At 63.0% G+C, this 25,556-nt stretch carries 32 protein-coding genes and 1 tRNA gene; 12 read left to right on the top strand and 21 right to left on the bottom strand.

The window, feature by feature from the left end; genetic code table 11:
- Positions 1-37: 37 nt before the first annotated feature.
- The 4 genes from HKK80_RS13360 to HKK80_RS13375 form a co-directional block, all read right to left on the bottom strand.
- Entirely contained in the window at positions 38-595 is a 558-nt protein-coding gene (locus HKK80_RS13360) for a hypothetical protein (RefSeq protein ID WP_411800086.1), read from the bottom strand.
- Between the two features lie 84 nt (positions 596-679).
- Positions 680-1,162 (bottom strand): hypothetical protein, encoded by a 483-nt coding sequence (locus tag HKK80_RS13365; protein ID WP_411800087.1) that lies wholly within the window; start codon positions 1,160-1,162, stop codon positions 680-682.
- Between the two features lie 147 nt (positions 1,163-1,309).
- Positions 1,310-1,774 carry a hypothetical protein gene (locus HKK80_RS13370; protein ID WP_411800088.1) on the bottom strand — a complete coding sequence of 155 codons (465 nt, stop codon included), beginning with the start codon at positions 1,772-1,774 and terminating at the stop codon, positions 1,310-1,312.
- A gap of 49 nt (positions 1,775-1,823) precedes the next feature.
- A complete protein-coding gene (locus HKK80_RS13375) occupies positions 1,824-2,549 on the bottom strand; it encodes a nucleoside phosphorylase (RefSeq protein WP_411800089.1) in 726 nt (241 codons plus the stop codon).
- 58 nt (positions 2,550-2,607) lie between these two features.
- On the opposite strand from HKK80_RS13375, the gene HKK80_RS13380 reads away from it, so the two are divergent.
- Positions 2,608-2,916: a transcription initiation factor IIB family protein gene (locus HKK80_RS13380; RefSeq protein WP_411800090.1), complete on the top strand. Its 309-nt coding sequence runs from the start codon at positions 2,608-2,610 to the stop codon at positions 2,914-2,916.
- Positions 2,917-2,924: 8 nt separating this feature from the next.
- Here HKK80_RS13380 and HKK80_RS13385 read toward each other — a convergent pair whose 3' ends face one another.
- From HKK80_RS13385 to HKK80_RS13410, 6 genes are all read right to left on the bottom strand, one after another.
- Positions 2,925-3,410: a phosphopantetheine adenylyltransferase gene (locus HKK80_RS13385; protein WP_411800091.1), complete on the bottom strand. Its 486-nt coding sequence runs from the start codon at positions 3,408-3,410 to the stop codon at positions 2,925-2,927.
- 24 nt (positions 3,411-3,434) lie between these two features.
- Positions 3,435-4,073 carry a helix-turn-helix domain-containing protein gene (locus HKK80_RS13390; RefSeq protein WP_411800092.1) on the bottom strand — a complete coding sequence of 213 codons (639 nt, stop codon included), beginning with the start codon at positions 4,071-4,073 and terminating at the stop codon, positions 3,435-3,437.
- Between the two features lie 64 nt (positions 4,074-4,137).
- Positions 4,138-5,211 (bottom strand): glutamate--cysteine ligase, encoded by a 1,074-nt coding sequence (locus tag HKK80_RS13395; protein WP_411800093.1) that lies wholly within the window; start codon positions 5,209-5,211, stop codon positions 4,138-4,140.
- A 59-nt stretch (positions 5,212-5,270) separates the two neighbouring features.
- A complete protein-coding gene (locus HKK80_RS13400) occupies positions 5,271-6,617 on the bottom strand; it encodes an NRAMP family divalent metal transporter (RefSeq protein WP_411800094.1) in 1,347 nt (448 codons plus the stop codon).
- A gap of 76 nt (positions 6,618-6,693) precedes the next feature.
- Positions 6,694-7,326, bottom strand: coding sequence for a fibrillarin-like rRNA/tRNA 2'-O-methyltransferase (locus HKK80_RS13405; RefSeq protein ID WP_411800095.1), 633 nt, complete (start codon positions 7,324-7,326; stop codon positions 6,694-6,696).
- Positions 7,323-8,189, bottom strand: coding sequence for an NOP5/NOP56 family protein (locus HKK80_RS13410; protein WP_411800096.1), 867 nt, complete (start codon positions 8,187-8,189; stop codon positions 7,323-7,325). The genes HKK80_RS13405 and HKK80_RS13410 overlap by 4 nt, the downstream gene beginning before the upstream one ends.
- Positions 8,190-8,280: 91 nt before the next feature.
- Here HKK80_RS13410 and HKK80_RS13415 point away from each other — a divergent pair, with 91 nt between their 5' ends.
- The 3 genes from HKK80_RS13415 to HKK80_RS13425 all read left to right on the top strand — a co-directional run bounded on the left by HKK80_RS13415 (position 8,281) and on the right by HKK80_RS13425 (position 9,571).
- Positions 8,281-8,724, top strand: coding sequence for an RNA-binding protein (locus tag HKK80_RS13415; RefSeq protein WP_411800097.1), 444 nt, complete (start codon positions 8,281-8,283; stop codon positions 8,722-8,724).
- Positions 8,725-8,823: 99 nt separating this feature from the next.
- A complete protein-coding gene (locus tag HKK80_RS13420) occupies positions 8,824-9,138 on the top strand; it encodes a DUF6516 family protein (protein WP_411800098.1) in 315 nt (104 codons plus the stop codon).
- 13 nt (positions 9,139-9,151) lie between these two features.
- Positions 9,152-9,571 carry a transcriptional regulator gene (locus tag HKK80_RS13425; protein ID WP_411800099.1) on the top strand — a complete coding sequence of 140 codons (420 nt, stop codon included), beginning with the start codon at positions 9,152-9,154 and terminating at the stop codon, positions 9,569-9,571.
- Between the two features lie 34 nt (positions 9,572-9,605).
- Here HKK80_RS13425 and HKK80_RS13430 read toward each other — a convergent pair whose 3' ends face one another.
- Positions 9,606-10,169, bottom strand: a complete 564-nt coding sequence (locus tag HKK80_RS13430; RefSeq protein ID WP_411800100.1) for a thioredoxin family protein — start codon at positions 10,167-10,169, stop codon at positions 9,606-9,608.
- A 132-nt stretch (positions 10,170-10,301) separates the two neighbouring features.
- On the opposite strand from HKK80_RS13430, the gene HKK80_RS13435 reads away from it, so the two are divergent.
- Positions 10,302-10,562, top strand: coding sequence for a MarR family transcriptional regulator (locus HKK80_RS13435; protein ID WP_411800101.1), 261 nt, complete (start codon positions 10,302-10,304; stop codon positions 10,560-10,562).
- A gap of 8 nt (positions 10,563-10,570) precedes the next feature.
- On the opposite strand, the gene HKK80_RS13440 is transcribed toward HKK80_RS13435, so the two are convergent.
- Positions 10,571-12,292 (bottom strand): glutamate--tRNA ligase, encoded by a 1,722-nt coding sequence (locus HKK80_RS13440; RefSeq protein ID WP_411800102.1) that lies wholly within the window; start codon positions 12,290-12,292, stop codon positions 10,571-10,573.
- Positions 12,293-12,424: 132 nt separating this feature from the next.
- On the opposite strand from HKK80_RS13440, the gene HKK80_RS13445 reads away from it, so the two are divergent.
- From HKK80_RS13445 to HKK80_RS13465, 5 genes are all read left to right on the top strand, one after another.
- A complete protein-coding gene (locus HKK80_RS13445; RefSeq protein WP_411800103.1) occupies positions 12,425-13,000 on the top strand; it encodes a hypothetical protein in 576 nt (191 codons plus the stop codon).
- Between the two features lie 137 nt (positions 13,001-13,137).
- The gene (locus HKK80_RS13450) at positions 13,138-13,494 is read left to right on the top strand and encodes a MarR family transcriptional regulator (protein ID WP_411800104.1); all 357 of its coding nucleotides are present in this window, start codon (positions 13,138-13,140) and stop codon (positions 13,492-13,494) included.
- Complete coding sequence (locus tag HKK80_RS13455) at positions 13,491-13,832, top strand: type II toxin-antitoxin system PemK/MazF family toxin (RefSeq protein ID WP_411800105.1); 342 nt, start codon at positions 13,491-13,493, stop codon at positions 13,830-13,832. The genes HKK80_RS13450 and HKK80_RS13455 overlap by 4 nt, the downstream gene beginning before the upstream one ends.
- Before the next feature lie 94 nt (positions 13,833-13,926).
- Positions 13,927-15,084, top strand: coding sequence for an MFS transporter (locus HKK80_RS13460; protein WP_411800106.1), 1,158 nt, complete (start codon positions 13,927-13,929; stop codon positions 15,082-15,084).
- A gap of 117 nt (positions 15,085-15,201) precedes the next feature.
- The gene (locus HKK80_RS13465; RefSeq protein WP_411800107.1) at positions 15,202-15,756 is read left to right on the top strand and encodes a response regulator; all 555 of its coding nucleotides are present in this window, start codon (positions 15,202-15,204) and stop codon (positions 15,754-15,756) included.
- On the opposite strand, the gene HKK80_RS13470 is transcribed toward HKK80_RS13465, so the two are convergent.
- The 3 genes from HKK80_RS13470 to panB form a co-directional block, all read right to left on the bottom strand.
- Entirely contained in the window at positions 15,698-17,971 is a 2,274-nt protein-coding gene (locus tag HKK80_RS13470; RefSeq protein ID WP_411800108.1) for a CDC48 family AAA ATPase, read from the bottom strand. The two genes, HKK80_RS13465 and HKK80_RS13470, sit on opposite strands and share 59 nt — an antisense overlap.
- Positions 17,968-18,216 carry an Hsp20/alpha crystallin family protein gene (locus HKK80_RS13475; protein WP_411800109.1) on the bottom strand — a complete coding sequence of 83 codons (249 nt, stop codon included), beginning with the start codon at positions 18,214-18,216 and terminating at the stop codon, positions 17,968-17,970. The genes HKK80_RS13470 and HKK80_RS13475 overlap by 4 nt, the downstream gene beginning before the upstream one ends.
- A 149-nt stretch (positions 18,217-18,365) precedes the next feature.
- Positions 18,366-19,178 carry a 3-methyl-2-oxobutanoate hydroxymethyltransferase gene (gene panB / locus HKK80_RS13480; protein ID WP_411800110.1) on the bottom strand — a complete coding sequence of 271 codons (813 nt, stop codon included), beginning with the start codon at positions 19,176-19,178 and terminating at the stop codon, positions 18,366-18,368.
- A 154-nt stretch (positions 19,179-19,332) separates the two neighbouring features.
- Here panB and HKK80_RS13485 point away from each other — a divergent pair, with 154 nt between their 5' ends.
- Entirely contained in the window at positions 19,333-19,629 is a 297-nt protein-coding gene (locus HKK80_RS13485) for a DUF5822 domain-containing protein (RefSeq protein WP_411800117.1), read from the top strand.
- On the opposite strand, the gene HKK80_RS13490 is transcribed toward HKK80_RS13485, so the two are convergent.
- From HKK80_RS13490 to HKK80_RS13505, 4 genes are all read right to left on the bottom strand, one after another.
- Entirely contained in the window at positions 19,626-20,147 is a 522-nt protein-coding gene (locus tag HKK80_RS13490) for an HAD family hydrolase (protein WP_411800111.1), read from the bottom strand. The genes HKK80_RS13485 and HKK80_RS13490 overlap by 4 nt on opposite strands.
- Positions 20,144-21,130, bottom strand: coding sequence for an AIR synthase family protein (locus HKK80_RS13495; RefSeq protein WP_411800112.1), 987 nt, complete (start codon positions 21,128-21,130; stop codon positions 20,144-20,146). The genes HKK80_RS13490 and HKK80_RS13495 overlap by 4 nt, the downstream gene beginning before the upstream one ends.
- Before the next feature lie 36 nt (positions 21,131-21,166).
- On the bottom strand, positions 21,167-21,724 hold the full coding sequence (locus tag HKK80_RS13500; RefSeq protein WP_411800113.1) for a helix-turn-helix domain-containing protein: 558 nt from the start codon (positions 21,722-21,724) through the stop codon (positions 21,167-21,169).
- A gap of 155 nt (positions 21,725-21,879) precedes the next feature.
- Positions 21,880-21,964 (bottom strand) — tRNA-Leu (locus HKK80_RS13505).
- Between the two features lie 170 nt (positions 21,965-22,134).
- Here HKK80_RS13505 and HKK80_RS13510 point away from each other — a divergent pair.
- Entirely contained in the window at positions 22,135-22,692 is a 558-nt protein-coding gene (locus tag HKK80_RS13510) for a DUF420 domain-containing protein (protein WP_411800114.1), read from the top strand.
- 5 nt (positions 22,693-22,697) lie between these two features.
- Here HKK80_RS13510 and HKK80_RS13515 read toward each other — a convergent pair whose 3' ends face one another.
- Positions 22,698-23,315, bottom strand: coding sequence for a glycosyltransferase family 2 protein (locus HKK80_RS13515; RefSeq protein ID WP_411800115.1), 618 nt, complete (start codon positions 23,313-23,315; stop codon positions 22,698-22,700).
- A 124-nt stretch (positions 23,316-23,439) separates the two neighbouring features.
- Positions 23,440-24,957 (bottom strand): amidophosphoribosyltransferase, encoded by a 1,518-nt coding sequence (purF, locus tag HKK80_RS13520; protein WP_411800116.1) that lies wholly within the window; start codon positions 24,955-24,957, stop codon positions 23,440-23,442.
- Positions 24,958-25,556: the final 599 nt, after the last annotated feature.

Genomic DNA, 25,556 nt, shown 5'->3' on the forward strand with positions numbered 1-25,556 from the left:
TCGCTGCTTCGAGACCAATTTTACAGCGGCTGTAAATTTAAGCTTGTGCAGCGGCTGCAGTCTGTGCCCGGATAGTAATCTGGTATGGAGCTCCTGAATCATCGTACCCACCACTTGTGGTGTCGATACCCAGATCAACTGAAATTGATTCCCCTGATGTGAGTTCGTAGCTTCCTCCCACTAGATCTAATGGGTTGTTATCACTTCGTGTGTCGGCCACAATGAATGAAAGTCCATTGACCGTATTAGGAAGCTCGATACTCAGATCCACCGTTTCGCTACCGTTGTTTGTCACCGAGAACGCATCGAAAAACTCGGTAGTTGCATCTTCGTTGATAGACGCATTCCCAGTAGTTTCACTCGAACTGATTTCAAAGTAGATAACGTCGTTATCCCCAGCTCCGCCCTCCTGCGTGCCGGCAATCGTATCATTTGTCGCTTCAAGTCCAAGGAGTGCCCCGGCGTCGCCGGAGACACTAACCTCGAATGAGCGGTCTGCCTCGACAGAGTCGAAGGCACCGGTACCGCTAATCACGCCTGCGCCTGCGGCGATTGTTCCCAGCCCGATGAGTGTGTTTCGTCGTGTTAGTTTCATAATTTAGTTGTTTATTCGTGTGCGAAATAGCTGGTAATACGGTACAACTGCTGTACGTAGCTATTTGTCTAGATTATCTAATCTTTAGTTTTGAGTCACGCTAACGGTGATCTCTTCTTCAGTACCAATCTCACTTGCACTTGCACCGTCTCTGAGATCGATTATCACATCGAACGCGACTGTTGCGCCATCGTTAACAGGAAGCGAATTACCACCGTCACCTACCTCGAAGCTAACGTTAGTTGGAGCACTATTTATTGTAACATCGTAAGGCCCATTGCCTCCCTGTGGAGTGATCTCCAAGACGTTGTTGAATGTCGTCTTAGCGTCTTGATTAAGACTGTTGAAGTCAAGCCCAATGACACTATCGCTATCTCCCGTACTGTCGGCCAATCCCTGAACTGGAACTACATTTATTTGAACGTTTGCTGAGCTGTCACCAGCTGAACTGACTGATATTTCACGGTCTGCTTCCACAGATGTAAACGCGCCCGTGCCGCCGATTACGCCCGCGCCTGCCGCAGCCGTGCCGAGTCCGATGAGTGCGTTGCGTCGTGTGAGTCTCATAGTACATCCTACTGTACGACCCCTACCATCTTTGTATCACGCTGCCTGATCAGCCGGCTGGCCGTGCCTGAATATCGGCTGGCACACCCTGAGTGCGGCTCAGGCGATGCCTGAAGTCGCCGCAGTCGTCCGATTTGCAAAAATCAGCTATTCGCGTCGCGTGTCAGCAATCAGCGTACGATACTCGCTGTCACTGAGCTCATCGTCGAGGAACCCCCGCGCCCACGCGGCCTCGATCCGGAACCGCCCTTCGCCGAGGCCGCGATCCTCGACGCGTACCCGCAGGTCGTGGTCACCGGTTGGCTCGCTGTTGCGCAGCGTCGCAAACGCACCGGCGGCGATCTCGATGTCGCTATGGTTGTCGCCGGTAGTCTGCACCGTCAGTTGGATCGCGTGTTCGGTCGTTGTCGTCGACTGAACGGCCAGGCCCCGCTCGTCAAGATCCTCAACTACCTGCTGGGTCGTCTCATCGGGTTCGTCCTCGGTGTCGTCGGCGGTGGATGCTTCGGTCGTGTCGCCTTCGTCGAAGCCGGTTCCCGGCTCACCGGTGAGACAGCCGGCCACGCTGACGGTCAGCACCGTCGCTCCAAACTGTCGCCGGGTCGGTGTCATACTGTTCTCACCGCACCGCGACAGCCGAAAGGATCCGATTACCGAGTGCTCACAGGCTTGCGGCGGCCTCCAGGGTGATCGTGATCGCGCGTTCGACGTTGTTTCGCGCCTTCGGTGGGAGCTCCTCGTCGCCGTCGGCTCCCTTCTGGGTGCCTTCGACGAGATTGCCGTCGACCGTACAGATCGCCCCTGCTTGCATCCCCTTCCGGCGGGCCAGCGAGAAGACGGCGGCGGCCTCCATCTCGATGGCCAGCAGATTTGCGGCCTCCCAGTCGTCGACATACGCCTCGGTTTCGGCGTAGAAGGCGTCATCGGAGACGATCGGCCCAATGTGTACCTCCTCGTCGTTTTCTTCGGCAGCGTCGACAAGCGCGCTCACCACATCGTAGTCCGGCACGGCGGGATAGACAGCCGACTCGTAGCGTTTGGTCGTCCCCTCCTCCTTGGCGGCCGCGGTCGCCACGACCATATCACCGATCTCGATGCCCGACTGGAGCGCGCCGGTCGTCCCACAGCGGATGACGGTCTCGACGCCGACGGCGTTGAGCTCCTCGATGGCGATGGCGGCGGAGGGACAGCCGATCCCCGTCGAGCAGATCGTCAGCGGCTGGCCGTCGTAGGTGGCGTTGACGAGCGTGTACTCGCGGTTTTCCGCGAGGGGCTCGACGTTTGTACACTGATCGGCGATGCGATCGACGCGGCCGGGGTCGCCGGGGATGAGTGCGATCTCGTGACAGTCGCCCGGTTCGACCAACAGATGCGGCTGACTCGCCATACCAAGGGTTGCCCAGCAGGGGGCAAAGCTTTGTTGTGTAGCCGCCAAACTGGTCGGTATGTACAGTGCGCGCGAACAGGTCGAAAACCAGCCGTGGCTCGATCGCATCGAGTCGGCGGCCGAGGAGCTCGATATCGGCCAGGAAGCCCGCACCACCGCTGGCGACCTCTTTCTCTCTCATATTCCCGATGACGATCGATCGAAGCCGGCGGTCGCCGCCGCCAGCCTCTACGCCGGCGCGCTCATCGCCGGCGAGGAACGCTCCCAGCAGGCCGTCGCCGACGCGATGGGTGTCTCCCGGCTCAGCGTTCACTCGCGGTGGAAATCGCTGTTGGAGTCCGCCGGGTTTCAGGCTCCCAGCTGGTAGCTCGCTCGCTACTCGGACTGTCGACCGCTCGCTGCCGGCGTCAGGTTGCCGTGGCGGTCGATCTCGCCGTTCAAGATTCGGGTCGAGGAGATGCGTTCGCCGTCTTCGGCCATCACATGGTCGACAACCTCGATCTCCAGCGGGTCGAGCCCGTCGTCGACGCGTCGCTCGTTGACCCGCTTGGCGCCCGCAACCGTCTCCGGTGAGACGACGATGGCATCGAACTTCGGCTCGGTGGCGATCCCGGTCGGCTCGGTCAGGGTGCGAATCGTAAACTCGCGGTCGTGGGTTGCTGCCACCGGTTCAAGCTCCTCGGCGAGTGCGGCCTTTCGCGTCTCGTAGTCCCGAACCGGTCGGTCGACGGCTCTGGTCTTCGGCGCAAGCGAATCCGAGGTGAGCCCGACGGTCACATCGCCCAGCGAGAACGCCCGCTCGAACAACGCGTGATGGCCGTCGTGGACGGGATCGAACGTCCCGCCCAGTGCCACGTTCATACCTCCGCCTGCAGGCGTGTAGACTTAAACGTCCTCTCTCTCGGCGTCGCCGCTGTCGCCGTCAGCATCGCCGGCGTTGTCGGTGGCGGCGTCGCCATCAGCATCGTCGGCGTTGCCGGTGGCAGCGTCGCCGTCAGCGTCGTTTGGGCTGTCGATCGTGATCGTGACCGGGCCGTCGTCGGTTGTGGCGTCTGAGTCGTCGGATTCGAGCGTGAAGACCGTGTTGAGCTCCCGTTGTACCTCACCAATCACGCCGCGAACGAGGCTGCTGGGGGCGATCGCCTCGTACTCGTAGGGGTTGTTGCCCGCGCCGTCGCTGTCGCGTTTTCGGCGGTTAAGCGCGTCCTCGTCGTGGAGATCGGCCAGTGCCTCCCGAACAGTACTCGGGTAGAGGCCGGTGCCTTCGGCGATCTCGTCGCTCGTGCTGTGGGGGTGTTGGCGGAGGTAGACATAGATCCGCGCGCGGGTCTCGGTATCCAACAGCCACGCCAACAGGTCGACGATCCCCTCGTCGAACTCGGAGACCGCCCGGTCGGCCTCGGCTTCGAGCCGTTCTTTCGTCTTTCGGAGCTCGGCTCGTGGCCCCTCCTCGCCGCCTGCTGGCTCCGTTATCTCCTCGCCGATGCTTTCTGTGTCGTCGCCGATATCAGTCTCGTCGCTCATAGCTACTATTGTGTTGGGCCTGAGCCAACAAAAGGGTTCGTGTCGTCGTCAAAACGACGAAATATCACAGACGGAGATCGGCACACAGCGCGTCCATCCCCTCTTCCTCCATTAGTCGTCGCTGTCGCTGGCTGCCGCTTTCGCGTTCGAAGACGGCCCGAAGCCCGTCGACGCCGAGGCGATCACACTCCTGCTCGACAAACTCGGCGAGCGCGATGGTATCCCCACCGTCGGGGGTGATGAAACTCGCCTCGTGGCCGTGGCGGATCGCCCGCCATTTGTTTTCATCGAGGAGTTCGCGGCGCAAGCGTAGGGGTGTCTCGTTGTCCTCGTAGCGTGCTGTGAGATCCTCGACGAGCGCGTGGATGTATTCGACGAACGCGAGGACGACATCCGGATCTGACTGGGCGTCGGGGGTTCGGATCTCGACGGTGCCGTGACCGGTGTGCGGTCGGACATCGAACCAGAGCTCCCCGCGGTCGCTGATCGATCCCTGCTCGACCATCCGTCGCTCATACCGCTCGTAGGCCGCGAAATCCGCAAACCGGGTCGGGATGCCGGTGTTTGGGAGGTTCTCGAAGATCTTCGCCCGTGCTGACGCCAGCCCGGTGTCGAACCCGTTCCAGTACGGCGAATTCGCCGACAGCGCGAGCAGCGGCGGGAGATACCACCGCAGTTCGTTGGCGATCCAGACCGCCCTGTCGGCGTCGTCGACGCCGATGTGGATATGTAGCCCCGATGTCGTATTGCGATGTTGGGGGTACTGGATCCGATCGAGCTGTGCTTTGTATCGGGGTTTGGTTGCGTGATCGAGCGCCTGCCAGTTGGCGGCCGGATGTAGCCCGGCAGCGGCGATCCGGAAGCCATGGGTCTCGGCATGGTCAGTCAGCGCCTCACGAACCGCCAACAGGGTAGATCGTGCCTCACTCGTCGACTCAATAACCGGCGTCTGCGTCTCGATCGTACACTGGAAGAGTTCGTGATCGAGCCGATCCTGCAGTATCTCCGGCGGCTCGCTGTCGTAGATCAGCTCCTGAATCCCTGAGACGGGTCGGCCGGCCTCATCGACGATGAAAAACTCCTCTTCGATGCCGATGGTTCCCGATCGGCTGAATACGTCGCCCGAGCCTGTCTCCATTAGGCCGCCGTAGGAAACGGATTCCTAAATACCTCCTGAAGTCGGCGGTATGGGCGAGGCTACTTTGAGACGGCTGCCGTGTTGCTATCGCCGAACTGCGCCCGGAGGTGTGAGCCGACCAACAACAGCGTAGCGAACGCAAGCACCGCCGCAAAGGCCAACACACTGCCCGACAGCAGGGTGAGTCCGCTGCCAAGCTGTCCGGCGACGAAGTTGCCGGCCAACACGCTGGCCACGCCAAAGACGATGACGCCACCGAGGTTGAGCGCGACGCTCGGTGCCTCGCCGGCGGTTTCGGGATCGTTCAGAAGGACAACCACGAGCGCGAGCGCGAACGGCGTCCCGACGGTGCCGACCGCCAACACGAGCACCAGTTGCCCGAGGAACCCACCGGGGATGAACGCGCCGACGCCGCTCACGAGTGCTGTGCCGGCCAGCAGTGCGCGATACCGTGTGTCGCTCACGTCGGTTGCCCACCCGAGTTTGTCGGCGACGACGTACGGCGGGACGAGCGTGTTGCCGCCGAGCGTCGAGACCGCCGCTCCGAGCAAGCCGAGCAGGAAGAGCCGCTGGGCGAACGGCCCGGCGATGGGTTCGAGTGCCTGGGCCGCACCGATGGCCTGTAATCCTTGGCCGTCGACGTTGCCGAACAGCGCGCCGGCGGCGACAAGGAAGGTGGCGATGCTGAAAATCCCGAAGGCAACGAGCATGGAGACGCTGATGTCGAACCGCGCGAGATCGGCATCGCCGCGTGTCCAGCCGCGTGTTTTCACCGTGTAGGTCTGCATCGTGATGATCGTGATATGCACTGCGCCGCCAAGGATGCCAGCAGCGGCGATGGCCCCGCCGGAGGGGATCGTCGGCAGCAGGCCGCCCGCGGCGGCCCCCGCATCGATCGGAATGACAAACACCGATGCGACAAAGGCGATAACGACCGCCGTGACAACGACTTTCGCGCCGAGTTCGGCGATCCGGTACCCCCCGCCGGCTAGCCCGACTGCGAGGAAGACCGCCCACGCGACGCCCCAAACCTGCGCGCCGACCGGTGTCAACAGCCCCGAGACGCTGGCGACGGTTTTCATGATGATCAGCTGGGCAAACCCGGCGACAAGGACGACATCTGCGACCAACAGCCACGCCCATGGTTTGCCGAGCCGGCGTTCGACTGTTTCGACGAGCCCTTCCTCGGTCGCCAACGCCAGTTTCGTCGCGAGATACTGCGCCAACGCACCGAAGATCGCTGAGATCACAACGACCCACAGCAGCGTGTAGCCGAAGCTTGCCCCGCCGCTGAGCAGGCTTGCCATCGACGCCGGCCCTGCGGCGATCGCACCGGCTAGCCATGTCGGGCCCAACTGTGAGATCTTTTCGCTGATCGATCGGTTCCCGGCTGATCTCTGGCTCATACCTCCCGCTACAACCGGATCGGCTAAAGCGTTATTACTTGGTGTTACCACTGAGCGGCCGCCGGTCGTGATGCCCTCACCGCTTGCGTGCGACGACCCCGAGGTGGTCGTCGTGGGACGGCTCCAGCCGCTGGCGGTCGATGATCTTGTAGGCCGCCTGTAGTGCCTCGCAGACCGAATCGAAGACGGTCTCGGGGTCGGCGGTCACGTCCTCGCTGCGGGCCTTGATCGCCAACAGAAGTTGGCCGTCCTCGCCGAGAAATCGGGCGTTGTTGACAGCGACACGCGCCTGCCCGCGGGTGGCCACATCCTGGACGAGCAGATCGAGATCGCTCTCGACGACGTGGCTGTAGGTGTCGGGTTTGCGGGCGTCTTTCAGTAGCGGAAAGAGGTTTCCGCGGGCCTCGGCGACAGCGAGCAGGTCGCCCATCGGGCGCGGCGCGAACTCTACGGCGTAGGTCGGCCCCGCGATGTCGGCGACGTGGCTGACGGTCGTCCCGCTGGCCGCACCGAGATAGAGCACACCCTCGCCGCCGGTCAGGTCAATCTCCATCTCGCTTTCGAGCATCGCGCCGAGCTTTGAGCGGCCGGCATCCCAACACCGCCACTCGCCGTCGGTCGGCTCGCCGTACACTGGCTGGCCGCGCGTCGCCAGCCGAGTTCGGCCGTCGAACTCGCGTCGCTGCATGCCGTCCGGGAGGTCGGTCATTGGTATTCCTCCGTGTCGCCGTCGCCATCGGCCGCTCGTGCGCGGATCGTCGCCATTCGGTCGTCGAGTTCGTCGTGGATCTCGGGCCGGAAGTCGCCGCTGTAGTGGTCAATCCGGGCGGCGATCGAGAGTTTGCCGGCCAGCGCGCGGGCTGCCGAGCCGCGATCTTCCGGCCGGGTGCCGTTGACAGCGGGATGGGTGTAGATGATCCCGTGTTTCGGCGAGGGGCCGCGGCCGGCGAGATGGGCGAACAGCGCGTCCTCCGCGCCGAGGACTTGCACCGTCCCGCTGGGTTGCTTCGCCAGCGAATCGAGGCCGCCGGCTAGCGAAATGAGCCGCGCGGCGAGCACGGGGCCGGCCATCTCGGCGAGGTTGGGGGCGACTTCGGGGGCGAGTCGTTCGATAAAGCCGCGGAGTTCGTCGGCCTCACCTGCGAGGTCGTCGATGCGTTCGGCGAGTGCGACGACACGTGATTCGACGGGGTTGGTCGGCTCGCGGGTGGCGACCTCGCGGGCTCCCTCGATGCCGCTATCGACGTCGTCGAACTGGGTGTTGGCCCACTCCGTACAGCGTTCGGCGAGTTCGTTGGCCGTCCGGGTCGCGTCGTCCATCGCACGGACGGCGTGGAGAAGTTGCTGGTCGTCGGCTCCCTCGCGCTCGGCGACGGCCTCGCGGGCGGCGTCGATGGTTGCCTCGCGCAGCCTTGCGTAGTAGTCGTCGGTGTCGTCTGCGAAGCCGCTCTCGACTGCGGCGGTCGGCCAGTCGGCGGGCGCGTCGGCCGAGCCGGTTCTGATCGCCGCCCGGAGGTCGTCATCGGCTGTGTGGCCGGCGAACCACCCCGCGTCGGTGGACTGATCGCTCATACAGGGCGTTGCTCCCCTGGGGGCCTATATCCCTCCCCTTTCGCTCGCGGCGGATGAGAGTCCTTTTTCCGGCCGCTCTCGAAGAGTGAGTATGCCGCGAGTCCCGTTTCACTATATTGATCTCCGCACCTTCTGTTATGCGACCGAGGACGAAAAGCGGGTCGAGGACGCCCTGCGACACTTCTTGCCCGAGGAGTTCGAACTCGACCGCGTCACGAACACGGGCCACCACGGCGACCGGATCGTCGTCCTCTCGGCGCGCGTCGAGAACGCCGACGGGATGCGGGTCGTCCTCGATCAGTTGGCCGCACTCGATTCCATCGACCGCGTGCTGGAGGAACTCGACGAGCGCGTCGACGACAACTGCTCGTTTTTCCTCCGACTCGACAAACAGGCCGCGTTCAACGGCCTCGTTCGGCTGGGCGAAGGGATCACCCTGCGTGCGAAAGTCGAGGCCTATCCGGCCAAACACGAGAAAGCGGTTGCGAACGCCCGCGAAGCAATCGAGCTGGCCGGTGGCGACGCCGACGAGTAAGCACGTTCGGAGTATTTGTTCATTCGATAGCTTCGTTTGCTGCTGTTGGTGGTCTGCCCAACACAGTTTTACTGTTGGGCCCCGTCCCAACAACTACGGATGGGTCACGACCTCACGTATCGGTACACCCACGTTGAGGCCGGGCTCGTCGAGAATGTCGTGATCCGGCGGACGAGCGACACCGAAACCTACCCGTCCGGCTGGAAGTACACGCTCCACTTGGGAACGCTGGGCGACCTGACACTCATCCGCTATGACAACGCCCACGAAGACACGAAGGGCCACGAACGCCACACCGGCGACGACGAGACAAGCGTCGAGTTTCCCGGCATGGAGGCTCTCATCGTCGAATTTTGGGCCAGTGCGGACGAGTACTGGGAGCCAACCGACGGCACGCCACCACGACCCTACTAACGATCCCTACACCATGACCTCACTACACATCACAGTCGGCGACCGCGAACAGCTTCGGAACGACACACTCCAGTTCATCCAGCAGGCCGACACTGGCGAACTCAACGCGGACGACGAGCGGGCCGTCCTCCAGTTCGGTAGCTACAGTGATCTCGTCGACAGCCTCACGCCGCTCCGGCTCGAACTGATCCAAGCGATTGCGTCGGAATCCCCCGAGAGTATGCGCGAGGCAGCACGGCTCGTCGACCGCGATGTTTCCGATGTCCATGCCGATCTCAAGCAGTTAGAAGTGCTGGGCATTCTCGAACTCGAAGAAGGGGGTTCCGGTGGAGCAATACGGCCGTCAGTCCCGTTCGATGCTATCGAAATGCACATCGAGTATCCCTTACTGGCCGACGGTGACGCTGACAGCACGCCAGCCAGCGCGGACTGATTGGTGGTGAGTCGCCGTTTGCTGTTCCGATCGGCTATTCTTCGCGCCACTTGATCGAACAGCCGCGGGAGGGTCGATCCGGGTGGTCGACCTCCTCGCCGGCGAGGATCGATTCGATGGCCTCCTGGACGTAGAACTCCGTGGGCTCCGAGTCGGGATCGAGCGCGTCGTCGAGGCGGCCGTGGTAGGCGAGTTGCCAGTCGTCGTCCTCGCGGCGGAAGAGGAACGGATCGGGCGTACAGACCGCGCCGTACTCGCGGGCGACGTTCTGGGTTTCGTCGTAGAGATAGGCGTCATAATCGATCGTTCCGTCGGCGACGAGTTCGACCATGTTCTCGTAGGAGTCGTCGGGATACTCCGCGTTGGCGTTGGGGTTAATACCGACGACTGCGGCGTCGTCGAACGCGTCGCTGAGTTCGTTGAGGTGGTCGAATTTCGCTTGGGCGTACGGGCAGTGATTGCAGGTAAAGACGACGAGGAGGGCGTCGTTGCCGGCGAAGTCGGCTGGGCTGTAGTGGTCGCCGTCGGTGCCACGAAGCTCGAAATCGGGGGCGATGTCACCGCGGGCGAGTTCCGAGTCGGACTCTTTGAGCGTCATGTCGGAAACTGAGGGAGCCACGAGCAAATCCATTACGGCTCTGTGTCCTCCGATGATTGTGGCAAAAAATGCCTATTAGTTATATTATAAGTAGAAAGTATTATTACAGAGAATCCACTATCGGAGACTACGATGAGTGCCACTATCGCTGCGAGCACACAGGAATCGTCCGACCGCTGGGAACCTGTCCGCGAGTTGCCGCCGAGCGCGAAGCTCGTCGCCAAGGAGCTGGATCGCCACGAGCAACTCACCCAGACCGAGCTTGCTGAGGCGACACTGCTCTCGACCCGGACAGTGCGGCAGGCTGTCAGCCGGCTTGAGGATGTTGAGGCCGTCGAATCTCGGGTTTCCTTCCGCGATGCCAGAAAACAGCTCTATACGCTGACGCTGTAGCCGCCGCCTCAGTCGTGGCTGTAGTAAACAACTGAGTCGTCGGCAGCGTGGTCGTCAACCCGAACGAAGCCGATCCGCTCGAACTGGATGATCTCATCAACGTCGGTCTCAGCAAACGCTGGTTCGGCCTCGCCTTTCACGTCGCCGTCGGGCGTTCGCATCGCCACCGAGACGGTGTCGTCGGCCGGCACCCAGTGGATCACATCGACACCCTCCTCACGTACTGCGTCGATGTCGTCGCCGGTGGCGACGAACGCGCTGTCCTCGTACCGCACGCAGCCGTAGCCTTTCAGCCAGATTCGCTCGCTGTCGCTCGGCAGGTCGTCCGGTTCGACGAGCACGGCGTCGGCAACGGGGATCTCTCGTCGACCGCGATCCTCGTGGTTCGGATGCAGCGGCGGGCTGCCGGCAGCCGGTTTCTCGTCGCCGACGACCGGAACCTGTTGGCCGTCGCGGACGCAGAAGTAGCGGTTGGCCTCCTCGTCGACCAGATCACGGTTGTTGGCGTAGATCGACGACATGGCGAGATCGACATCCGAGGTCGACATCCCGAGGTCGATCATCGATTCGACGACCGCCTCGCCGCGAATCCCGCGGCGGCGGATCGACTGGAGGGTGGGCGCGCGCGGGTCGTCCCAGCCGTCGAGATCGCCGGCGTCGATGAGTTCCTTGATCGTTGAGGTCGAGATGTCGATATCGTAGGCGTCGATCTGGACGTGGCCCCAGTGGAGCACCTCCGGGTACTCCCAGTCGAAGTAGTCATACAGGAACTGCTGGCGTTTCGCGGAGTCCTGCAGGTCGATGCCGCGGATGATGTGCGTGATCCCCGTCAGGTGATCGTCAATACCGGACTGGAAATCGAGCATCGGCCAGCAGCGATAGTCTTCAGCTTCCTCGCGAGGGTGCGGCGTGTCGATCATGCGGAAGGCGACCCAGTCGCGCAGGGCGGGGTTTTTGTGTTCGATGTCGGTTTTCACGCGGAGCACCATTTCGCCCGCGCTGTACTCGCCGTCGATCATCGCCTCGAACTCCTCGGCGACGGTGTCGGGATCCTTGTCGCGGTTGGGCGAGGGCGTGCCCTCGCGTTTGAGCTCCGAGAACTCCTCGGCCGGTAGATCGCAGGTGTAGGCCCCGCCCATCTCGATCAGCTCGCGGGCGTACTCGTAGTAGGTCTCGACGCGGTCGGAGGCCCGCAGCACCTCGTCGGGCTCGAAACCGAGATAGGAAATATCGTCGAGAATCGCGTCGTAGGCGGAGAGATCGGGGCGTTTGGTCTCGGGGTCGGTGTCGTCGAATCGGACGACGAACTCGCCGTCGTAGCGGTCGCAGTAGGTGCCGATGACCGCGGGCATGCGGGCGTGGCCGAGATGCCACGGGCCGTTGGGGTTCGGCGCGGCGCGCAAGCGGACGGTATCGTAGTCGTCAACGTTCGGTAGATCGGGTAGTGTGTGCTCGTCGTCCTCGTCGTCGGCGTCGAGTTCGTCGATGAGTGAGGGATCGAGTTCGGCGAGTCGCTCGCGGCGGGCCTCGCGGTCAAGATTTCCTACCTTGCCGACGACCTGGCCGACGACGCCCGGGATCTCGTCGCCGTGAGGGCGAAAATCGGGATTCTCGCCCATCAGTGGGCCCATGATCGCGCCCACGTCGGGGTCGCTGTCGTGTTTGAGCGCGTTGAACAGGGCGTGCTTCTCGGCTTCCTGTTTGACGCGCTCGCGGAGTTCGTCATCCATTGTGCGTTGGTTTCGCGTGACTCGTCAAAAGCGGCGTGGATCGGTGGTATCGGTGCGACGCACCGAATCGGCTATCGGGTTTGGTCTAAATGAGCCGGAAATACAAAATCAACTGACACGTAACGCGAATCCATGGCCCTCCTGACGCAGGTCGAGCTGCGGCTCACACAGATTCTCGACCACCTCCCGAAGGGCGACCATCCTGCCATCGGTGCGGGGTATGTGATGGCAGCCGCCGCCACAATCGCCGCCGTCGGCTTCGGGATCATCACAGGACTGCTCACCGGCGTGGCTGTCGCGGTGTTGTTCTTCAGTGTTGGCAACATCACGAATCCGTTCGCTGTTGTGGCGATCGGTGTGGCGGCCGGGCTGAGTTGGCTGTCGGCAGCAGGCATGTCGCTCGCTGTCGTCGTCCCCGGTGGATTCGTTGGCGGCGTCACCGTCTGGCGGATCGTTCCCGAATCGCTCCGCCTCGGTGGGTTCGTCGGCGGGCTGCTGGCAACACTCGTCGGATATCTGTTCAGTTGGGCACTGCTCCTCCTGCCCGCCAGCGTCTATAGTATCGCCGTCGACCCCTCGGTGGGCACGGTCGCCGGATCAATGCTAGAGTTCGTCCTGCTGCTGGGCTTCATCTCTGCCTATACCGTCTGGGCAACTGTTCCTGCCGGGCTACTATCGGGGTATCTGTACGAGCGCTCACTGCGCTGAGTTCGGAAGTCGTCCGTGGCCGACTGTTCACTGTTGGCTGTGGGCATTCGAAGTACATCGGGCGACGTATCACAGTACCCTCGAAGAACTGCTCCGTGACCAATACAGCTAATACACAAAATGACAAAGAAATACATATGCCAATCGACATCGAGACGTTCGAATCAGCACCCGACGACCGCCTCCAGCACGACGGCAAGACCAACGCCGACCGCGTCATGGAATTTCTCGCCGCCCATCCCGACAAAGCGTTCACCCAGAGTGAGATCCGCGAGGCGACCGAGGTCAAAGCCGGGAGCATCAGCGTCGTGCTCTCGCGGCTCGAAGATCGCGGGCTCGTTCGACACCGGGGCACCTACTGGGCACTGGGTGAGGCCGACGACGTGGCGGCCTACACCAGTTTCGCCGAGAGTACGCGAACCGCGAACGACCGCTTTGGTGCCGAGGAGATGGACGAATGGTTGGAACACGCTGTCGAGGAGGAGCCTGAATGAGCTACCAGCGGGGCGATGTTGTCTGGGGCCCAGACCCGTTCAAATCAGTCGAAAACCCCCGCCCGTGGCTCATTCTGAACAACGACCGCCACCCGTTCGGCGACGAGGAGTACATGACCGTCACGTTGACCACGACCGCACACGATGCGGGGATTCCGATCGACGACACCGACTGGATCGAGGGTGGGATGCCACGCCAGAGCTACGCCTCCCCGTGGACGGTTGCCTCGCCGAAACACGCCGCACTCGTCCGCCGACAGGGCCGACTCACCGAATCGTTCGTCCAGCGCGTTGTTGCTGCGGTAGAAACCTATCTTGAACCACCGACTGAGGACTGATGTGAGCAGTATTAGTAGCCGAGAGAAGACACGTCGTCGTAGTGACGCATCCTGCATCCGGAACGCTTGAAACCCTCACGAGCAAAGCCTCGCTGTGAGTCGCCGACGCCTCTTCGGCTCGCTGTGTGGGCTCGTCTTCTTCCTCAATCTCGCCAGAATCGTCTTTGCGCCGCTGTTGGACGTGTTCATCGCCGAGTTCGGCATCGGCGAGGCGACCGCCGGCCTCATCGTCACGCTCGCGTGGGTCGGCAGCGCGTCGCTCCGGCTACCGGCGGGCTGGCTGCTCACCAAAGTCCCACGACACTATCTCGTCATCATCTCGGGGACAATCCTCGCGTTGTCGGCCGCCGGTGCCGGCGCGGCGGTAACCGTCCGCCAACTGATGATCGGCGCGTTCTTCATGGGCACCGCCTCCGGCGTCTACTTCGTGTCGGCGAACCCGCTGTTGAGCGAGCTGTTCCCGGATCGGGTCGGCCGCGTGATGGGGATTCACGGCGCGGCCAACCAGGTGGCGGCTGTCGCGGCCGCGCCGCTGGTCGCCGTCTCGTTGTGGGTCGATTGGCGGTTCGCGCTGTGGGCGATCGCCGTCGGCACCGCTGTCGTCACCGTTGCCACCGTGATCGTCGCCCGGGGGACGGAGATGCCCGCGGCGGGCGAAAACGACCGGTCGTTGCTGGCCGGCGCGCGCTCGGAGTGGCGGATCATCCTCGCCGCGCTCGGACTCGCCGGCGTCGCGGTCTTTGTCTGGCAGGGCGTGTTCAACTTCTACGAGCTGTATATGCAGTCCCGGGGGCTCTCGCCAAACGAGGCCTCGACGATGCTGACGATCGTATTTGCGGCTGGTGTCCCCGCCTTCTTTATCGCCGGCGAGTTGGCCGACGACCTCCCGTCGGTGCCGCTGTTGCTCGGCATCGTCGCCTCCTTTGCGGGGTGTCTACTCTTTGTCGTTGCCTTCGACGGGCTCGTCGCCTTGGCGATCAGCTCCGCGCTGATCGGCTTCGTGATCCACGCGCTGTTCCCGGCGACTGACGCCTACATCCTGACCGCGCTGCCGGACTCGGCTCGCGGGAGCGCGTATGCCGTCTTCAGCTCCGCGTGGATGCTCTCCCAGTCGGGCGGCTCCTCGGTTGTCGGTGAGCTGATCGAACGTGGGTTCGCCTACGGGACGGTCTTCACCGCCGCGGCACTCGTGCTTATTGTGACGGTCATTGTGCTCGGTGGGCTCGAACGCGCTGGCCGGCTGCCGGCGTAACTGTCACCTGGATAAGGAGCTGTCCCGTGTTTTCACCGTGTCAACCCCATCAAGATATCTACCCTGTGTTCACCCTCTCCGCAACACCGCCGATCGGCAGTGAGCAACTTCACCAGTATGATCGATCTCTCATCGACCACCCAAACGAAGGCAATCCATCCTCTTCACGCCGACGACGAGCCAGATTTCGTCCGGATGGTGACGAAGAATCTCGGGGGTAAACACGATCGGGTTACCGTTGCGCGGGCGACTGATATCCACGAGGTTGCCGACATCGTCGCCGACCGCACCGTCGACTGCGTCATCAGCGACCACAGGATGCTGGAGAAGACCGGGTTGGATGTCCTCGACGACGTTCACGGGGTTGACCCGCATCTCCCTATCCGCTCTACCGACAGCGGCAGTGGATCTATCGCCACCGAAGCCATCTCCGCCGGTGGCTCCGATGACGTGATCACACACCGGATCAGGGAGCAGTACACGCTGTTGGCCAACACAGTCGCTACCCACGTCGACCGGCGCGCGCTCCGCGGACACCGGCGGTGTACTCACATCACAGAACCAGTAGATCACACGGCCCCGAAACAATCAAAATCGAGTCCGGGCGACGGGGTTACTGGAACGCTTCGCCGACCACGCCATCGCTGGCGTCGCCAACGTCGCTTTGGTTGAACTTGCGCTCGATCTCCTCGTAGTGACGTTTCGTCTCCTCGGTGACGCTGGGTTGGACTTCGTCGAGTGCGTGCTCGAAGTGGGCCATCGTCACCCGGACGTTGCTGACAGATTCGCCAACCTCCTCGCGGGGGACGCTGTCGATGAACTCCCGGCTGGCGGCCATCGAGGCCTCCCGGCAGACGGCTTCGATATCCGCGCCGACGTAGCCGTCGGTTTTGCGGGCGAGTTTGTCGAGGTCGACCTCGTCGGCCAGCGGCTTTTCGGCCGTGTGGACGGCGAAGATCTTCCGGCGAGCGTCTTCGTCGGGCACCGGCACGTGGACGTGGCGATCCAGGCGACCGGGGCGCAACAGCGCGGAGTCGATCAGGTCAGGCCGGTTCGAGGTGGCGATGACGACCACGTCCTCTAGCGATTCCAGTCCGTCAAGCTCGGTCAGCAGCTGGCTGACCATGCGCTCGCCGACACCGGAGTCACCGGAGTTTTGGCCGCGCTCGCTGGCGATCGAGTCGATCTCATCGAAGAACACCACCGTTGGGGCGTTCTCCCGAGCCTTGCTGAAGACCTCGCGGACGCCTTTCTCGCTTTCGCCGACGAACTTGTTGAGCAGTTCGGGGCCTTTGATCGAGATGAAGTTCGATTCGGCCTCGTTGGCGACCGCCTTGGCGAGCAGCGTTTTGCCAGTCCCCGGTGGGCCGTAGAGCATGACGCCTTTCGCGGCGGCCATATCGAGCTCCTCGAAGACCTCGGGGTACTCAAGCGGCCACTGGATCGTCTCTCGGAGCCGCTCTTTGGTGTCTTCGAGCCCACCGACATCCTCCCAGGTCACGTCGGGAACCTCGACGAAGATCTCACGCAGCGCGCTCGGTTCGATGCCTTTGAGCGCGGCCTTCAGATCGGATTCCAACACCTCGATGGATTCCAGTACCTCGGCATCGATCTCGTCGCTTTCGAGATCAAGCCGCGGGCGGATCCGCCGGAGGGCGTTCATCGCGGCCTCCTTGGCGAGGCTTTCGAGGTCGGCCCCGACGAAGCCGTGGGTGTTCTCTGCGTAGACGTCGAGATCGATCTCCTCGTCGAGCGGCATGGTACGGGTGTGCACCTGGAGGATCTCCTTGCGGCCCTCCCGATCCGGGACGCCGATCTCGATCTCTCGGTCGAACCGGCCACCACGGCGCAGGGCGGGGTCGATGGCGTCGACGCGGTTGGTCGCGCCGATGACGACGACCTCGCCGCGCTCTTCGAGCCCATCCATCAGCGAGAGGAGTTGGGCCACGACGCGGCGCTCCACGTCGCCGCCGGCCTCCTCCCGCTTGGGCGCGATGGAGTCGAGTTCGTCCATGAAGATGATCGCGGGTGCCTCCTCGGAGGCCTCCTCGAAGACTTCACGGAGCTGTTCTTCGCTTTCGCCGTAGTATTTCGACATGATCTCCGGGCCCGAAACCGTGTGGAAGGAGGCGTCGATCTCGTTGGCGACGGCCTTGGCGATGAGCGTTTTCCCGGTGCCCGGCGGCCCGTGCAGCAGGACGCCTTTCGGCGGATCGATACCGAGGCGTTTGAACAGCTCGGGGTGTCGCATCGGCAGCTCGATCATCTCTCGAACCTGTTCGAGCTCCTCGTCGAGGCCACCGATGTCCTCGTAGGCGACGTTCGGAGCCTCTGCGGATCCCTCACCGGCTGCCGGCGGCGCGTCGGCGATCTGCTCGGCCGGCTGTTCGGCGATCTCGACGGCCGTGTCGTCGGTGATGACGACCGTTCCCGACGGCGTCGTCGAGGCGATCTTCAGCGGCACGGCCTGCGATTGGCCACCCATGAAGCCAAAGCCCAGCGGGAGCCGGACGCTCTGGCCTTGTGTGACCGGCTGGCCGCCGAGCTCACGGCGGATCAGCGAGTCGATGTTGCCACGGATGCCGAGCCGTTGGGGGAGGGCGATCGTGATCCGGTCGGCCGGCTGGATGTCAGCCTTCTCGACCGCGACGGTGTCATCGATGCCGACGCCAGCTTCGCTGCGGAGGCGGCCGTCGATCCGGACGACGCCGGTGCCGTCATCCTCGGGGTAGCCCGGCCATACCCGAGCGATTGCGGTGCCCTCGTCGCTGTCGAGCCGGATAAAATCGCCGCCGGACAGATCGAGTTCGTCGGCGGCAACGCGATCGATCGCTGCCAGCCGTCGGCCCGCGTCCTTCTGTTTGATCGGTTTGACCGTCAGCTTCATTTTGCTACCTCCACGGTCAACACACCGTTGTTCACCGTCACGTCCGCATCGGGGCCAGGCAGATCGAGTTCCGTCTCGCTCACCTCGCCGGCTTCGTCGATCACGAGGATCAACGTCTCGCCGATCGTGTCGTACTCCACGCTGTCGTCATCGACAGGGAGGTCGGCGGCGAGTACCCACGTGTCCTCGTAGTCGTACTGTCGCAGCAACCGGTCGTCGCGGTTTGCTATCTGGGTATTATTCATCGCTCTATTACATGAATAGATGCGCTTCTATATAAACCTTTGCTAAAAAACCGCAAGACGGCAGTGTTTGACACAATAGTGGTGGGGTTGCGGTTCACACGGCGATGGTGGCCGGTTAGCGAGCGGTTCGGAGTGCGACCAAAGCGGACTCACGAAAGGTCATCAAGCCCGGCTTCGATGTGGCTGTGGTCGGCGGTCGGGAACTCGCCGTCGTCGACGGCGGCTTTGTACGCCTCGATGGCGTCGGTCATCGCAGCCCGCACGTCGCCGAACTGCTCGGCGAACGGCGGGGCCTCCTCACTGAGCCCAAGCACGTCGTCGATCACGAGCACCTGCCCGTCGCAGTCGCCGCCGGCCCCGATGCCGATGGTCGGGATATCGATATCGTCGGTCACCTGCGCGGCGACATTGGCCGGAACATGTTCGAGCACGAGCGCGAACGCACCGGCCTCTTCGTGTGCGCGAGCGAGCGAGAGAATCTCCTCGGCGGCAGCTTCGGTCGTTCCCTGGCGGGTGTAGCCGCCGAGCTGATTGACGTGCTGTGGCGTGAGTCCAAGGTGTGCCATCACGGGAATTCCGAGTTGGGTGAGCCGCTCGGTCACATCGACTGTGTGTGGCCCGCTTTCGAGTTTGACCGCGTCAGCGCCGGCCTCTTTCAACATCCGGCCGGCGTTGCGGATCGTCTCGCTTTCGTCGACGCCAACCGATAGGAAGGGCATGTCGGCGACGACGAGGGCGTCATCGCTCCCGCGGGCGACGGCGGCGGTTCGGCTCTCAACCTCCTCGACGGTGACCGGCAGCGTCGAGTCGTAGCCCAACGCCTCGGTACCCATGCTGTCGCCAACAAGGAGGATGTCGATCCCGCAGTCATCAATCAGCCGGGCGGTCGTCGCATCGTAGGCCGTCAGCATCGTGATCGGCTCCTCGCCGGCCCGCTCGCGGAGGTCGCGCGTCGTGGTCATACGTCAGTGTGAACGCCGCGTCGGTAAATCGGCTGTGTCCGACGTTGGATCGACCGCACCGAACCGTCACCTCTTAGCCGACCGCACCGAACCCCCGCATGTGGCCGATCCCGTAGCCAAAACAAACCCCGACGGCGTTGATTTCGGCTGGGTGATGCAGGTCACCTTCGTCGTGACGATCCTCGTGGGCGCGCCGCTGGTCGCCCTGCTGTCGACGACGGTCGATCTGGCGACGTGGGGAGCACGCGCCAACTTCGCGGTTCGGGTCGGCGCGCCGATCTGGCTGACCACGAACGTCGCCGCCTTCCTGTATGCGAAATACAAGCGCGAGGAATCCGGCGACGATGACGACGGCAAGAGCGACGCGGGAGCGATGGCGACAGCCAACGAGACCACGGCGACCGCAGGCGACGACAAAGACACGCAAGCAGTCGCAGGCGACGAGGATTAGACGTACTCAAAGTCGACACCCGCACGCTCGGCGGTTTCCTTGTCGCGCGGCGAATCGCCAACAAAGAGGCTGTTTTCAGGGTCGGCATCAAGCGCGTCAACCGTTGCCAGCAACGGCTCGGGATCGGGTTTGTGCGTCGCCACCGAATCGCGGCCGACGGTCGCGCCGACGTACTCGGCGAGATCGTGGGTTTCCAGCGCGATCCGGCAGGCGGCCTCGCAGTTGAGCGAGCAGACACCGACCGGCACGGTTCGCGTTGAGAGTTCGTCTGCCAGCCCACAGCGGCGCGAGCGACGCGCGCCCTCGCGCTCGTGGCGGCTGATCGCCTCTTCGACGCGGTCGGCGATGCCGTGGTCGGCGGCGTTCTCCAGCAGCGACCACAGCCCCGCTCCGGTGGCGTCGATCCCAGCATCGTCGTAGACCCCGATCACGTCGGTAGCGACGGCGTCCCAGTTGACAGCAAGCGTGACCAGTGTGCCGTCGAGATCGTAGACAACGGCGGCGTACTCGTCGCTCATGAATCGCCCTCCCAGAGCGGGTAGAGCTGGTCGGTCGGCGCGTCGGTGACGCGCTCGCCATCCAACACCAGCGCGCCCGGCTCGCCGGCGCGTTCCTGTACCTCGCCGATCACAGCCGCCTCGATGCCAGCGTCGGCGAGCGAATCGAGCGCGTCGTCGACGGCGGCGGGCGGTACCGTCGCCAACAGCGCGCCCGAGCCGAAGATCCGAAGCGGGTCGACGCCCATCGCCGCACAGATCGCCTCGGTTTCGGGGCGGATCGGGATCGATTCGCTGTCGACCGCGAGATCGACACCCGAGGCCGCCGCCAACTCGACACAGCCGGTGACGACGCCGCCCTCGGTCGGATCGTGCATCGCGGTCGCCGCCGCGCGCAGGTGCGTCGCTTCGGGCTGAATACTGATCTCCTCGAAGAACTCGGCGGCGCGGTCGAGCGTCGCGTCGTCGATGCCGGCTTCGCGTGCGTCGGCGGCGAAATCCGTCGCGAGGATGCCGGTGCCCTCGATGGCCGCACCCTTCGTGAGCAGGAGTTTGTCGCCCGGCTGCGCGCCGCCGGTCGGAACGTAGCGGTCGGTGCGGCCGAACGCCGTCAGGCTGAGGAGTGGCCGGTCGAGGGCAGGCACGTACTCGGTGTGGCCGCCGACGATGGTGACGCCGAGGTCGTCGGCCGCGGCGTCGAGTTGGTCGGTCAGCGTCGCCAGCGTCGCGTCGTTTTCCTCGGGCAGGAAGATCACGTTCGTCAGAAACTCCGGGTCGGCACCCGAGGCGGCAACGTCGTTGCAGGCGACGTAGACGCCGAGCGTGCCGGCGCGGTCGGCCGCCAGCGAGATCGGATCGCTACTCACGACGAGCGTTTCGCCGTCACCGAGGTCGATGGCGGCGGCGTCCTCGCCGTAGGCCGCGCCGGTCAGCAGATCTGGGCTCGACGCGCCCGTGTGTTCGAGGACGCGGCCGAGCGTGTCGGGATCGAGTTTGCCGATCATCGTGCGGTGGTGGAACGCCGTGGCGGGAGCGAGCGGCTACTCATCGACGAGGTCGATGTCGAACTCGTCTTCCAGCGCGCGAACGACCGAGCCGCCGACGCCCGCCCGGGTCGCCCGGCCGGCTTCGACGGCTTCGAGATCCGATTCGTCGACCTCGAGGTCGGCCGCGAGATCCGCAATCGAGAGGTCGGCATCCTCACGGGCGGCGGCGACGCGGTCGCCGTAGTCGGCGACGAGATACGGAAGGCGGTCGCCCTCGTAGTTTGTGCCTTCTTCCTCCCAGTGGGTCGAGTCGCCTTTGGCGGCGTCGTAGACCTCGGCCTGTCGTTGAGCGGCGCGTTTCTTGCGGTCTTTGGGCCCGTCGCTGCCACCGCCGCCGGAGCCGCTGGCACCGCTTTGGCTCCCCTGGCCGCCCGAGCCACCGCTGTCGCCGGTCGTCTTTCTCGCGTCGTCGTGTGGCGCGCAGTCGGGACAGACCAACAACACCGCGCCTTCGACGTTGGCTTTGCTGAGGCGGTTGCTGGCGGTGCCACACAGCTCGCAGCTGTCGCCGTCACCACCGCCGCTGCTGTCGCCGGTCGAATATTTCGCCATGTTTCCCGGTTGGGCCGTCGATGGTTTAACTCTTCACGCGCGTCCTGCTGGTCGCTGGTACGGTTCCGCCGCTCATCAGTCGGTATCTCGGGAGAATGATGCGTGGGTGCTGTCGTAGAGACAACACCACATCGTGGCGGCTGAACCGCCTGCGATGCGTGGGAAGAGATTTGAACTCTCGGACCTCTACAGGACAGCGCCCTCAACGCTGCGCCGTTGGCCTAGCTTGGCTACCCACGCTCGCGGGTGTTTTGTACGCTTTCGCGCACTCGTCTGTTCACCGGGGTTGAATAAAAGCCCTTTCTTTTCGGGGTCGCCGCTACCGGATCGATCCCGGTGCCGACGCTCGATTTGTCCGTGGCGGCGACAGACAAACAAACGGTTTTGATTGTCGCTCTCAAAGCAGGGGTATGCAACTGCAGGCCCGCGACAATGTGCCGTTGCTGACCGTTGTGTTATCCGCCCTCGCCCTCGGGGCGGTCTTCGCCGCCGTTGGCGGTGTGATCCCGGCGCAAATGATTCCACGAATCGAGGGGTTGATCACCTGGATTCCGGAGCTCAACGTCGTTATCAGCCTCGCCGCGATCGGCACGATCGTCTCCGGCTGGCGGGCGATCCGTCGCAACGAGGTGACGACCCATCGCAACTACATGATCGCCTCGACGGTACTGTTTGCCGCGTTTCTCGTGTTCTACCTCTACCGCATCACACTTGCGGGGACGACCGACTTCGGCGGCCCGGGGGTGATCGAGCAGTTCGTCTATCTGCCGATCCTCGCGGTGCACATCCTGCTGGCGATCATCTGTGTGCCGTTGGTGATCTACACCCTGTTGCTGGCGGTTAGTCGGCCCATCGAGGAGATCTACACCAGCCGGCACCGGAGTGTCGGCCAGATCGCGGCCGTCCTCTGGCTGATCTCCTTTAGCCTCGGGGTCGTCGTTTACGCGATGCTGTACGTGGTGTACTGATCGGACTAACGGACAAGCAGATATCGAAGCACATCGAAGAACTGTTTGCCGTGTTGCCACGCAACTCCACGCGGCTTTTCGACCGCTTGCGTTTCGATCTGAATTTCGCCGATCCGTGCGCCCTTCGCGGCTGCCTCCAGGACGAATGTCCCACACGTACACGCTGTGTCGAGGTTGAGTTCAACCGCCAGTGAGCGACGGAGCGCACGCAGTCCAGTGCCCGAATCCGAAACGTCAACCCGCAGCCGTGTGAGTGCGTTGAGAAACCGTTCAGAGGGCCGGGGGATCGTCGACCGGGCTCCAAGCACAAGATCCAGTTCGTTATCTCTGATCGGTCGAATGAGTCGCTGGATATCAGCTGGCCGGTGTTCCCCGTCGGCATCAAACGTGACAACGATCTCTGACGATGCTTCCTGAAATCCCCGTTTCAGCGCGGCGATATACCCCTTGTTCTCGGGCTGACGAACCACTGTTGCGCCTGTACTCTCAGCTACTGCTGCTGTATCATCGGTTGATCCGTCGTCGACCACAACAACGGGATACCGCTCTACGAGCGCTTCCAGTGGTTCTTCGATCCGATCGGCTTCATTGTATGCTGGAACAACGACCGTTGGCTCGCCCATAGAATAAAATTGTCTTACTCACACATTACTGTGATGCAACGGAGTGCGTGTTATCTCCGTTGCTTATCGCAGAGCAAACAGTAGTGTCGGAGTGCGACCACGCACCGCGGACGATCCAGCGCTCTTAGTCGTCGGCCGCGAACGCTTCCTGCCCGCCGATGACCGGTCGATTTACCTCTCGGTCGGTTGTTTCGCCCTCGATGTCGTAGGGGTATTCGCCGGTTACACAACCCAAACAGAGATCGATCTGCTGGCTGTCGAGGCTCTCGGCGATAGCATCGATCGACAGATAGGCGAGACTGTCGGCGTTGATCTCCGCGCGGATCTCTTCGATGGATTTGTCGGCGGCGATCAGCTCCTCGCGGGTCGCCATGTTGATCCCCATATAGCAGGGCGCGACGATCGGTGGGGAGCCAACGCGCATGTGGACTTCCTCCGCGCCGGCGTCTTTCAGCAGATCGACCAGCTGATTTGAGGTCGTCCCGCGGACGATCGAGTCGTCGATTATGGTGACGGTTTTGCCCTCAATAGTGGATTTGATCGGGTTGAGCTTCAGGCGGACGGCGCGTTCGCGTTCGTCCTGTGTCGGCATGATGAACGTCCGGCCAACGTAGCGGTTTTTCATCAGGCCCTCGGCGAAGCGGACGCCGCCGTCGTCTTCGGCGCGGGGCTCGCCATCCGCGGTTGTCTCGCTGGCGGCGTCAGCGTAGCCGGAGGCGAAGGCGCGGCCGGAGTCCGGCACCGGAAGGACGACATCGCTCTCGATACCGCTTTCCTCCCAGAGTTTGCGGCCGAGTTCCCGACGAACTTCATAGACGAGGCTGCCGTCGATGACTGAGTCGGGCCGGGCAAAGTAGACGTGTTCGAAAAAGCAGTGGGCCGTGTTGGGTCGGTCGACGAGTTGATAGGAGTCATAGCCGGTGCCATCGTTGTCGAGGACGATCAGCTCACCCGGCTTCACATCCCGAATCAGCTCCCCGCCGAGGGTGTCGATGACGGTCGATTCAGAGGCCAGCACGTAGCCATCATCAAGCTGGCCGATACACAGTGGGCGGTTGCCCTGTGGGTCGCGGACGCCGATCACGCTCTCGTCGTGCATGATCGTCAGCGAGTAGGAGCCATGCAGTCGCTCCATGGTGTGTTTGACCGCCTGGATCAGATCCTCATCAAGGAGGTTGCGGGCGATATCGTGGGCGATCACCTCGGTGTCGCCGTCGGAGGTGAAGGCGTGGCCGAGATTGGCGAGTTCGTCGCGGATCTCGTCGGCGTTGACGAGGTTGCCGTTGTGCGACAGGCCCAGCGAGCCGGATTTAAACGAGACCGAAAACGGCTGGGCACAGCAGGTGCCGATCGAGCCCTCGGTCGGGTAGCGGACGTGGCCGATGCCGGTCGCGCCGTTGAGCGAGCTGAGGTCGTCTTCGTCGAAGGCGTCGCCGACGAGGCCCATGTCGACGTGGCTGTACTGTTGGAAGCCATCGTGGGTGACGATGCCGGCGGACTCCTGGCCGCGGTGTTGGAGCGCGTACAGCGAGTAATAGAGCGGTCGTGCGACGGAGCGATCTTCCAGTGCGATCCCGACGACCCCGCATTTCTCGGTTGGGCCCTCGGACGCATGGTGGGTCGACTCCCGGCCGTGTTCCATATCTCCCATACCGTACTCAGTCGCTAAAAAGCCCCGTGTTTGTGCTATCTCGGCGTTGTATAGGTTCAAATATATACACGATCATGGATATGTGTCGGACAGCAGGCTGACACACCTCTCTGTGGTGGCCATATCAGAATCATCTCAGTCGGGCGGAATCGTGTTGAAACTGCTAACTACTGGCCGACAACGTCTCGTCTGTATACACAGTTGATTCTTGCCATAGATAGCGAAACAGGCTTATCGGATTTCAATCAGAATAGGCGGTGCAAGATGGAGGGCGCATATCTTACAAAATAACTTGATTATCATTGTTGTGGTGCTGTTTATTCTTATCCTGCCCGCTCCGCGCCGACCCGCGCGCGACTCCGACGTGTGCGATGGCTTTGCGGTGCCTTAGCTCGGTCGGAGCCGTATGATACCGGGGCTGCCTGTGTAGTTAGGCCTCCAAAATCGAAAAACTGCAGCGTGGAATGTCCGCTCCTGCGCGAAATAGTATTAAAGTTGCATCAATTAGAAGATCGCTCATCTGTAGAAGTCGGTACTCAAGATTTTCTCGAACCAGCGATCAGTGTTGAGTGTGAGGCTGAGGAAGTTCA

This window comes from Halonotius sp. F2-221B (genome assembly GCF_046719765.1).
In the GTDB taxonomy this organism is placed as follows: domain Archaea; phylum Halobacteriota; class Halobacteria; order Halobacteriales; family Haloferacaceae; genus Halonotius.

Bases quoted from the DNA above. Each gene is read 5' to 3' on its own strand.
- HKK80_RS13415 (WP_411800097.1), top strand. From the start codon at position 8,281: ATGCCGCGAGTCCCGTTTCACTATATTGATCTCCGCACCTTCTGTTAT.
- HKK80_RS13515 (WP_411800115.1), bottom strand. From the start codon at position 23,315: ATGGGCGAGCCAACGGTCGTTGTTCCAGCATACAATGAAGCCGATCGG.
- HKK80_RS13485 (WP_411800117.1), top strand. From the start codon at position 19,333: ATGCAGGTCACCTTCGTCGTGACGATCCTCGTGGGCGCGCCGCTGGTC.
- HKK80_RS13390 (WP_411800092.1), bottom strand. From the start codon at position 4,073: ATGAGCGACGAGACTGATATCGGCGACGACACAGAAAGCATCGGCGAG.
- purF (WP_411800116.1), bottom strand. From the start codon at position 24,957: ATGGAACACGGCCGGGAGTCGACCCACCATGCGTCCGAGGGCCCAACC.
- HKK80_RS13360 (WP_411800086.1), bottom strand. From the start codon at position 595: ATGAAACTAACACGACGAAACACACTCATCGGGCTGGGAACAATCGCC.
- HKK80_RS13435 (WP_411800101.1), top strand. From the start codon at position 10,302: ATGAGTGCCACTATCGCTGCGAGCACACAGGAATCGTCCGACCGCTGG.
- HKK80_RS13410 (WP_411800096.1), bottom strand. From the start codon at position 8,189: ATGAGCGATCAGTCCACCGACGCGGGGTGGTTCGCCGGCCACACAGCC.
- HKK80_RS13425 (WP_411800099.1), top strand. From the start codon at position 9,152: ATGACCTCACTACACATCACAGTCGGCGACCGCGAACAGCTTCGGAAC.
- HKK80_RS13465 (WP_411800107.1), top strand. From the start codon at position 15,202: ATGATCGATCTCTCATCGACCACCCAAACGAAGGCAATCCATCCTCTT.
- HKK80_RS13385 (WP_411800091.1), bottom strand. From the start codon at position 3,410: ATGAACGTGGCACTGGGCGGGACGTTCGATCCCGTCCACGACGGCCAT.
- HKK80_RS13400 (WP_411800094.1), bottom strand. From the start codon at position 6,617: ATGAGCCAGAGATCAGCCGGGAACCGATCGATCAGCGAAAAGATCTCA.
- HKK80_RS13495 (WP_411800112.1), bottom strand. From the start codon at position 21,130: ATGATCGGCAAACTCGATCCCGACACGCTCGGCCGCGTCCTCGAACAC.
- HKK80_RS13450 (WP_411800104.1), top strand. From the start codon at position 13,138: ATGCCAATCGACATCGAGACGTTCGAATCAGCACCCGACGACCGCCTC.
- HKK80_RS13420 (WP_411800098.1), top strand. From the start codon at position 8,824: ATGGGTCACGACCTCACGTATCGGTACACCCACGTTGAGGCCGGGCTC.
- HKK80_RS13500 (WP_411800113.1), bottom strand. From the start codon at position 21,724: ATGGCGAAATATTCGACCGGCGACAGCAGCGGCGGTGGTGACGGCGAC.
- HKK80_RS13490 (WP_411800111.1), bottom strand. From the start codon at position 20,147: ATGAGCGACGAGTACGCCGCCGTTGTCTACGATCTCGACGGCACACTG.
- HKK80_RS13475 (WP_411800109.1), bottom strand. From the start codon at position 18,216: ATGAATAATACCCAGATAGCAAACCGCGACGACCGGTTGCTGCGACAG.
- HKK80_RS13510 (WP_411800114.1), top strand. From the start codon at position 22,135: ATGCAACTGCAGGCCCGCGACAATGTGCCGTTGCTGACCGTTGTGTTA.
- HKK80_RS13395 (WP_411800093.1), bottom strand. From the start codon at position 5,211: ATGGAGACAGGCTCGGGCGACGTATTCAGCCGATCGGGAACCATCGGC.
- HKK80_RS13440 (WP_411800102.1), bottom strand. From the start codon at position 12,292: ATGGATGACGAACTCCGCGAGCGCGTCAAACAGGAAGCCGAGAAGCAC.
- HKK80_RS13380 (WP_411800090.1), top strand. From the start codon at position 2,608: ATGTACAGTGCGCGCGAACAGGTCGAAAACCAGCCGTGGCTCGATCGC.
- HKK80_RS13430 (WP_411800100.1), bottom strand. From the start codon at position 10,169: ATGACGCTCAAAGAGTCCGACTCGGAACTCGCCCGCGGTGACATCGCC.
- panB (WP_411800110.1), bottom strand. From the start codon at position 19,178: ATGACCACGACGCGCGACCTCCGCGAGCGGGCCGGCGAGGAGCCGATC.
- HKK80_RS13370 (WP_411800088.1), bottom strand. From the start codon at position 1,774: ATGACACCGACCCGGCGACAGTTTGGAGCGACGGTGCTGACCGTCAGC.
- HKK80_RS13470 (WP_411800108.1), bottom strand. From the start codon at position 17,971: ATGAAGCTGACGGTCAAACCGATCAAACAGAAGGACGCGGGCCGACGG.
- HKK80_RS13405 (WP_411800095.1), bottom strand. From the start codon at position 7,326: ATGACCGACCTCCCGGACGGCATGCAGCGACGCGAGTTCGACGGCCGA.
- HKK80_RS13365 (WP_411800087.1), bottom strand. From the start codon at position 1,162: ATGAGACTCACACGACGCAACGCACTCATCGGACTCGGCACGGCTGCG.
- HKK80_RS13375 (WP_411800089.1), bottom strand. From the start codon at position 2,549: ATGGCGAGTCAGCCGCATCTGTTGGTCGAACCGGGCGACTGTCACGAG.
- HKK80_RS13445 (WP_411800103.1), top strand. From the start codon at position 12,425: ATGGCCCTCCTGACGCAGGTCGAGCTGCGGCTCACACAGATTCTCGAC.
- HKK80_RS13455 (WP_411800105.1), top strand. From the start codon at position 13,491: ATGAGCTACCAGCGGGGCGATGTTGTCTGGGGCCCAGACCCGTTCAAA.